This is a genomic window from Streptomyces sp. NPDC104313, assembly GCF_055583985.1.
In genome coordinates, this window is the sequence record NZ_JBVJMW010000006.1 from 458,832 (window position 1) to 465,763 (window position 6,932).

Below are 6,932 nucleotides of genomic sequence, written 5' to 3' on the forward strand. Positions count from 1 at the left end.
CCAGAGATCAAGCCTTCTTGGTCTCCCAGAAGATCCGGTCGACCTCGGCGATCAGGTCCAGAGCCTTCTGACCCGTCTTCGGGTCGTTCGAGCCCTTGGTCGCGGAGAGCGCCTTCAGGGTGTCGTTGATCAGCTGGTGCAGCTCCGGGAACTTCTCGAAGTGCGGGGGCTTGAAGTAGTCACTCCAGAGCACCGAGACGTGGTGCTTCGCGAGCTCGGCGCGCTGCTCCTTGATCAGGACGGCGCGGGTGCGGAAGTCCGCGTCCTCGTTGGCCTGGTACTTCTCCTGGACGGCCTTGACCGACTCGGCCTCGATGCGGGCCTGGGCCGGGTCGTACACGCCGCAGGGCAGGTCGCAGTGGGCGCTGACCTTCACCTTGGGGGCAAACAGGCGGGAAAGCATGGAGCTGTCCTCCTCGTGATCGTCTTCTCAGGTGGGACATTACTCCGTGGAGCGCCGCTTTCCGTGGCTGCCCCAGGGGCTTAGGTCAAAAGTCCGGTGTGAGAATCGGGCTGACGGCCGAAGGTACGGAGCGGTGCGCGGGGCGATCTGCTGACGGAGTGCTGAAGGAGGTGCCGGAGATGCCGGAGCGGCGACAGGTGTCCGGAGGCGGGCGGGTGACGCGGCGTCCGTTGCGGGTGGTGGAGGTGACGGGCCCCTCGATGGTGCCCACGCTCTACCACGGCGACCTGCTGCTCGTGCAGTACGGGGCGCCCGTGAGCCCCGGTGACGTGGTGATCCTGCGGCACCCCTTCCAGCAGGACCTGCTGGTGGTCAAACGGGCCACCGAGCGGCGGCCCGGCGGCTGGTGGGTGCGGGGCGACAACACCTTCGCGGGCGGTGACAGCACCGACTACGGGACCGTGCCGGAGGAGCTGGTGCTGGCCCGGGTGCGGGCCCGCTACCGGCCCCTGGCGAAGGGTCAGCGGTCGGTGACGGCGGTGCTGGGCTGGGCGGTTTCCGCGCTGCGGCCGGTGAGCTCGGCCTCCTCGCGCTTGCGGGCCCGGTAGGCGGCCACGTTCGCCCGGGTCGCGCAGCGGTCCGAGCAGTAGCGCCTGGAGCGGTTGGTGGAGGTGTCCAGGTACGCGTTGCGGCACGGCGCCGCCTCGCACAGGCCGAGGCGGTCCACGCCGTGCTCGGTGAGGTGGAAGGCCAGGCCCATCGCCGCGATGGCCGCGTAGCCGGCGGTCGCGTTCGACGGGTGGTCGGCCAGGTGCATGTGCCAGTCCGGCCTGCCGTCCTCGTCGCGTACGTCGTGCCCCGAGATCTGCGGGCTCACCGGGAACTCCAGCAGCAGCGAGTTCAGCAGGTCGACCGCGAGCGTCTCGTCGCCGCCGTCCGCCGCGTCGAAGACCGCGCGCAGCCGCGCCCGTACGGAACGGAACCGGGTCACGTCCGAGTCCGCCGTCCGCCGTGCCGCCTGCTGGTTCGCTCCGAACAGCTCCCGGACCGCGTCGACGGAGGTGAGGGCGTCCTTGTTGCGGCCCGGCTCCTCGGTGTTGACCAGGCGCACGGCGTAGTCCGAGTAATAGGCCAGTTCCACTTGTAGTCCTTACGGTGTCGGTCTAGAGTCGGGCATCGGCCAGTGTAATGGTCGGTAGAGGGAAATGAGCATTACATGGAGGTTGGCGTGACGGAGACGGCTACGGGCATCGACTGGCAGTCCTGGCAGGAGAGCTGGGACCGGCAGCAGGAGTGGTACATGCCCGACCGTGAGGAGCGGTTCCGGGTGATGCTGGACATGGTCGAGGCGGTCGTCGGACCGGAACCGCGGGTGCTCGACCTCGCGTGCGGTACGGGAAGTATTACGGACCGGCTTCTCGAGCGGTTCCCGAACGCCACGAGCACCGGAGTCGATCTCGACCCCGCGCTCCTGGCCATCGCCCGCGGCACCTTCGACGGCGACGACCGGGTCGCCTTCGTCACCGCCGATCTCAAGGACCCCGACTGGACGGCCCGGCTGCCCCACACCTCGTACGACGCGGTCCTCACCAGGAAATCCCTCTGAACACACACCCTACTGCGCCGTTGTTGATCTAGTACGACGAACGTCCGAAACCGTGTAAGCCCCGCCCACCTGCCGGACGAGACGGCAGACGAACGGGGCATTTTTGCTGTTCAGGGGGCCACCGGGCCGGGCACGGGCGCGGACGTTCGCGAGGCGGGGCTATCGGAGCGCGGCGGCCACCCGAGCACGCAGCGTCTCGTCAGCGATGGTGTCCACGCCGCGCCACGCGTAGCCGCTCACCTCCTCCTCTTGAAGGGTCACGGCCTGGTCGCCGGAGGCGCGGAAGACGTACCGGAAGTCCGCGTGCCAGTGGGCATCCTCGGCCTTGCTGTCGTTCGCGGGAATCAGGTGCACGTCGATGTGTACTGGCGTGGGCTGGACGGGGGCGAGGCTGAGCGTCACTCCCGTCTCCTCTACCAGTTCGCGGAGTGCCGCACCCAACAGGTTCGTGTCTTCGGGCTCAAGGTGCCCGCCCGGGGTCAGCCACTTGTCGAGCGCGTTGTGGTGGATGAACAGCGCTTCGTTCCGATCGTTGACGAGCACGGCACCAGCGGTGACGTGCCCTCGGAACTCCTTGCGGCTGGTCACGTCCGCGCCCTGGTCCAGGAGCTCGGCCAGAGGGGCAAGCGCATGCTTGTCCTCGGGGTACGCGTCGGCGTACTCGGCGAGGGTCGTACGGATGTGGTCTGCCGTGATGGGCATTCGATCACCTGTTGTAGTAGTGGAGCCAGGTAGCCGCGATGGCTTTCCGGTCTGCTGTGGGCACCTCGTACATGCCTGCATTCAGACCGCCGCGAGCCAGCATGGCCGCGCCTGCGAGGATCTCGGCCTGAACGAGGAAGATGAACGGTCCAACGCTCGCGCCGTGGATGAAGTTGACCGCTTCACCGCCATTCAGCAGATAGAAGTAGTGCCCGGTGGTGCTGTAGCGGCTGATGTGCTCGCCGGCGCTATCGCGGATGTAGCCCGAGGGCAGCCCGCTCAACTCCAGCTCGTCTTCCGAGCTGGTCACGGTCGCCACGTAGGCGCCGTTCTTGAGCTGCGGGAAGTCCTCGCCCCGGAGGGACAGTGCCCCCGTCGCGCAGAGGACGAGTCCGGCCGTGGGTATGGCCTGGTCCCGGTCCCGAGCCACTTCGAAGCCCTGCGACATGGCCTGTGCGCGCCGTACCGGGTCGATGTCGTAGACGATGACCCGCACACCTTTGACGTGCAGCAGACGGGCGATGCTGGATCCAAGCTTGCCGAACCCGAGGACCAGGGCCGGGCGCCCGTGGAGGATGTCCCCGCGCTGCCGTAGCAGTGCCTCGGCGGAGAACACGACGGACTGCCCGACCAAGAAGTCTTCTGGATCTTTGAGTGGGCTCCTGGCCACCGAGACGACGGGGCAGGTCAGCTTGTCCCGCTCGGCGTAGCGCTTGTGGCCGTTCTCGGTGTCCTCCACCACACCGAGGATGGTTCCCGAGAACCGTTCACACAGCGCGTCCAGCGAGGGAGCGAAGTACCCGCCCACATCGAGCAACACCACGTGCTCGCCGGCTGCCCTGGTCTCCAGGTACGTCACGGCGGTGTCGGGATCGCTGAACATGTCGCGGGACAGCTCGTCACACGCCACGGTCCGTTCGATCTCTCGGCGAGCAATGGCGTGGACGGACTTCGGCTTGGGCAGAACAGCGCGCAGGTGCGACACCTTGCCCACGGCCCCGACGAACGCGGGACGCTCGGGCAGCAGGTGAGTGATCAGCAGCGAGGACGGACGTTCGTGCGGCGTGAACGCTTCGGCGACCTTGCCAAAGTACGCGTCGAGCCGTGCGCGATCGGCGATTTCCATGGACACCCCTTTTTGTTGTCGTCGGCTATCGGACGCGCTCCACCACGGCGACTCCCGAGAACTCGCGGACGAACGTCATGTGTCCGGTGTGGCCCGTGTGCTTGATACACATGTCACTGCACACGTCCGGATTCCCGGTCGGCGCGGAGGTCCAGTCGCAGTCAGCGGCCAGACAGCGCGCGGTCGCTGTCGTCTCGGCGGAAGGATGGCGACGCATCCGAAGGCGGGAGAACCGGAGCACCGCACGCCCACTCATCGCGCGTCCTCGCATCGCCGACAGGTGCACCGGGGCTCGGTAGTGCTGGCAGGCAGCGGACTTTGCGGATCGCTCGGCACGGTGATCTCGGGCCCGTATGTCCTTCCGCTGTCTCGGGAGACCCGCAACGTCATTGCGCTGCGCCTGGCGATGTTCGTACTTTCTCGGCTCACCGTCCCGCCCTTCGTATCCGGCTCTGTGTGCCAGAACGCTAGGCAAGGCGGGGAAAGCCCGAGGGGCCGTATTCGCGGTTATTCTCGCGGGCTCAGGAACTGCTTTGACCGCATGAGCGCCCGATGCGCTTCGGCCCCGTAGAGAGCATTCCTCTCCAGTGCTTCCCATGCACGAACGTGCAGTGCAACGTCCTCCGGATCGTCCAGCCACATTTCGGCGTGCCAGGTCTCGGTGATCACGAGTCTGTCGTCATGTACGGAGAACCCGACTCCGGCGGGTACGTTCATGTCCGCTTCGAACGGCACGATCCCGACCCTGACGTTCCCCGGACCGAGCCGCCCCACGATCCGGTCAAGCTGGGCCGCGAGCACGCCGGGCGGACAGGGGCGTGCACGTAGCGCCCCCTCCCACACGAGGAAATGAAACATCCGGCTCGAATCCGTGAGGATGTCCTGCCGACCCATGCGTGCCTGCACTGCGGCTTCTATGTCCCTGGGGGCGGTATGGATCGTGGAGTACCGGGTCAGGACGGAACGTGCATAGTCCGCGGTCTGCAAGAGGCCGGGTATCAGTGAAGGGTCGAAGCTGCGACGGGAGTGCGTCTTCTGGGCTTGCGCCCAATGCGCCTCCTGCACGGCGCGGTATCCGCCCGCCAGTTGGCGGCGCCAGGATCGGTACCGCGTCTCCAGCCCACGCAGCCGCCCGAGTAGCTCGCCGGTTACCCCCGGGTTCCCGGTCCCCTCGGCCCATGCCGTGAGATCGGCGACGGTCGGCGTCTGCTTGCCGTTCTCCAGCTTGCTGACCTTGGACTGCCCCCACTCAAGCCTGTCAGCCAATTCATGGCCCGTAAGTCCGCCCTCGGTGCGCAGCTCCCGCAGGCGCGCACCGAGGGAAACCCGGGCTTGCTGAAAGTCCGTACTCACTCAGCGGACGGTACCTGAGCCGTGAACTCCCAGTACGGGACTGCATGGTGCCAAGCTGCATCCCGTACCTGACAAGCCCGCAGCACCTCCGCCGGATCGGTGATCAGCTCCATGCCGATGGTGCGCTCACCCTCGAAGTGGAAGCGCGCCACGGTGCGGGAGTCGAAGAGCCAGAAGTCCGAGAGGTTCACGCCGTGGCGCTTGGCGTCGTCACGCCACAGGTGGCGGATGTCCTCGCCGGCTGCGACGTTCGTCCGCGCACAGGCGAGCAGATACCGCTGGCCAGCGGTCGGAGGGTTGTCCACGATCCGTACCCGCTCGAAGCGCTTGCCGCCGTCCACCATGCGCCGCACGTTGACGAACCACGGGTGCCCGACCTCCCCGGCGGTGTCACCGGTCCGCAGGAACTCTTGGTACGAGGGCATCGCCTGATCGGACGCGTACCCGCTCCGGGTCTCCAGCCGCCATGCGGTGTGCTCGAACCCATCGTTGATGAACTCACTGATCTTCTGTTGTGGGACGAACTCCGGCACGCGCGTGACCTCCCTCGGCGAGAAGTTCGCCAGTAGCGCCCGGGGGACGACCACGAAGGCTTCCCCCTCCTTGACGTACTTGAGTTGCGCCACGTCCGTGGGGTCGGTCACCGCGTCCCCTTGGACAAGCACCTCCCCAGTGTCCAGGTCCTCGTACAGCGTCGGGCAGTCACCCACACCGGACGTACTCCCGAGAACCCGCAGCCGCCTGGCCATGGCTGTTCCCCTCGTCGTCGGACACAACAGCGCAAGCATGATGATCCAGAGGGACCCCTGTCTGTGGTGATTCTCGATTATTCGCATCCTGCGGAACACACAGAAAGCCCCCGCACGCGCCGCCCTATGAAGGGAGACGAGCGCGGGGGCTCGGTGGTGTGGTTGCGGTCTGCGACGGTCCCATGCGTGCGGGTCATCCATTGCAACGGCGCTGAGCACCTGGTCCAACTGCTTCTCGGGGCTGTTCGTAGAGTCCTTCAGTCGAGAGAGGCGACGTACCCCCATCAGGCACTTTTCCGCACCCGTCGTACTCACTCGTGATCATGCGGTTCATCTTGCTTGATCTCTCCTCCCGCACACATGTGCGTTTTGCGGGATCTCTTGACCGCCACCGCCACCGCCACCGCCACCGCCACCGCCACCGCCACCGCCACCGCCACCGCCCTGCACTGGTTTCACAGCGAGCCGCTCGCCACGCTCTACGGGCAGATCGGCGGCCTCGTCCGGGACGGCGGGGTGTTCATGAACGCGGACCGCATGATCGACACGGGCACGCCCCGCGTCAACGCCGCCGAACGCGCCCACCGGCACGCCGCGATGGACCGCGCCAAGGCCGCCGGGGCACTGGACTGGGCCGAGTGGTGGGCCGTCGCAGCCAAGGACCCGGTCCTGGCCGCGCCCACCGCCGAGCGGTTCGCGCTCTACGGCGAGCACGCCGACGGCGACATACCCTCCGCCGACTGGCACGCCCGCACCCTGCTGGCCTCCGGCTTCGGTGAGGCCCGCGCGGTCTGGGCGTCGCCCTCGGACACGCTGGTCCTCGCCGTGAGGTAGTCACGGCGGGGCGGCAGCCGCACAGCGGGAAGGGGGGGGGCGGGCCCCCCCCCCCCCCCCCCCCCCCCGGGGGGGGCGGCCCCCCCCCCCCCCCCCGAGAAACGAAAGAAGAAGTGAGGGGGTGGGGGGGGGTGTGGTGGACCGCGCGGCGGGGGGCGG

Annotated in this window: 8 protein-coding genes and 2 pseudogenes; 3 read left to right on the plus strand and 7 right to left on the minus strand. The window is 67.7% G+C overall.

Translation table 11 applies throughout. The annotated features are described in order from the left end of the window. Nucleotides 1–7: 7 nt before the first annotated feature. Nucleotides 8–403: a superoxide dismutase, Ni gene (gene sodN, locus ACZ60Q_RS17770; protein ID WP_469634936.1), complete on the minus strand. Its 396-nt coding sequence runs from the start codon at nt 401–403 to the stop codon at nt 8–10. A gap of 179 nt (nt 404–582) precedes the next feature. On the opposite strand from sodN, the gene sodX reads away from it, so the two are divergent. Beyond that, complete coding sequence (gene sodX / locus ACZ60Q_RS17775; RefSeq protein WP_469634939.1) at nt 583–1,011, plus strand: nickel-type superoxide dismutase maturation protease; 429 nt, start codon at nt 583–585, stop codon at nt 1,009–1,011. Here sodX and ACZ60Q_RS17780 read toward each other — a convergent pair. Further along, nucleotides 924–1,544: a CGNR zinc finger domain-containing protein gene (locus ACZ60Q_RS17780; protein ID WP_469634942.1), complete on the minus strand. Its 621-nt coding sequence runs from the start codon at nt 1,542–1,544 to the stop codon at nt 924–926. The genes sodX and ACZ60Q_RS17780 overlap by 88 nt on opposite strands. A gap of 75 nt (nt 1,545–1,619) precedes the next feature. On the opposite strand from ACZ60Q_RS17780, the pseudogene ACZ60Q_RS17785 reads away from it, so the two are divergent. Next, a pseudogene (locus ACZ60Q_RS17785) lies at nt 1,620–2,006 on the plus strand (class I SAM-dependent methyltransferase); the annotation flags it as partial. 162 nt (nt 2,007–2,168) lie between these two features. Here the strand turns inward: ACZ60Q_RS17785 and ACZ60Q_RS17790 are convergent. The 5 genes from ACZ60Q_RS17790 to ACZ60Q_RS17810 are packed head-to-tail and all read right to left on the minus strand — an operon-like array spanning nt 2,169 to nt 5,939. Further along, on the minus strand, nt 2,169–2,711 hold the full coding sequence (locus tag ACZ60Q_RS17790) for an NUDIX hydrolase (RefSeq protein WP_469634945.1): 543 nt from the start codon (nt 2,709–2,711) through the stop codon (nt 2,169–2,171). Between the two features lie 4 nt (nt 2,712–2,715). After that, a complete protein-coding gene (locus ACZ60Q_RS17795) occupies nt 2,716–3,837 on the minus strand; it encodes an adenosylhomocysteinase (protein ID WP_469634948.1) in 1,122 nt (373 codons plus the stop codon). Between the two features lie 25 nt (nt 3,838–3,862). Further along, the gene (locus ACZ60Q_RS17800) at nt 3,863–4,435 is read right to left on the minus strand and encodes a DUF7848 domain-containing protein (protein ID WP_469634951.1); all 573 of its coding nucleotides are present in this window, start codon (nt 4,433–4,435) and stop codon (nt 3,863–3,865) included. Continuing rightward, nucleotides 4,345–5,190 carry a helix-turn-helix domain-containing protein gene (locus ACZ60Q_RS17805; protein ID WP_469634954.1) on the minus strand — a complete coding sequence of 282 codons (846 nt, stop codon included), beginning with the start codon at nt 5,188–5,190 and terminating at the stop codon, nt 4,345–4,347. The genes ACZ60Q_RS17800 and ACZ60Q_RS17805 overlap by 91 nt, the downstream gene beginning before the upstream one ends. Beyond that, nucleotides 5,187–5,939, minus strand: coding sequence for a DUF6879 family protein (locus ACZ60Q_RS17810; RefSeq protein WP_469634957.1), 753 nt, complete (start codon nt 5,937–5,939; stop codon nt 5,187–5,189). Before ACZ60Q_RS17810 ends, ACZ60Q_RS17805 begins: the two co-directional genes overlap by 4 nt. Before the next feature lie 423 nt (nt 5,940–6,362). Between ACZ60Q_RS17810 and ACZ60Q_RS17815 the strand changes: the two are divergent. Further along, nucleotides 6,363–6,773: pseudogene (locus ACZ60Q_RS17815) on the plus strand (SAM-dependent methyltransferase); the annotation flags it as partial. Between the last annotated feature and the right edge of the window lie 159 nt (nt 6,774–6,932).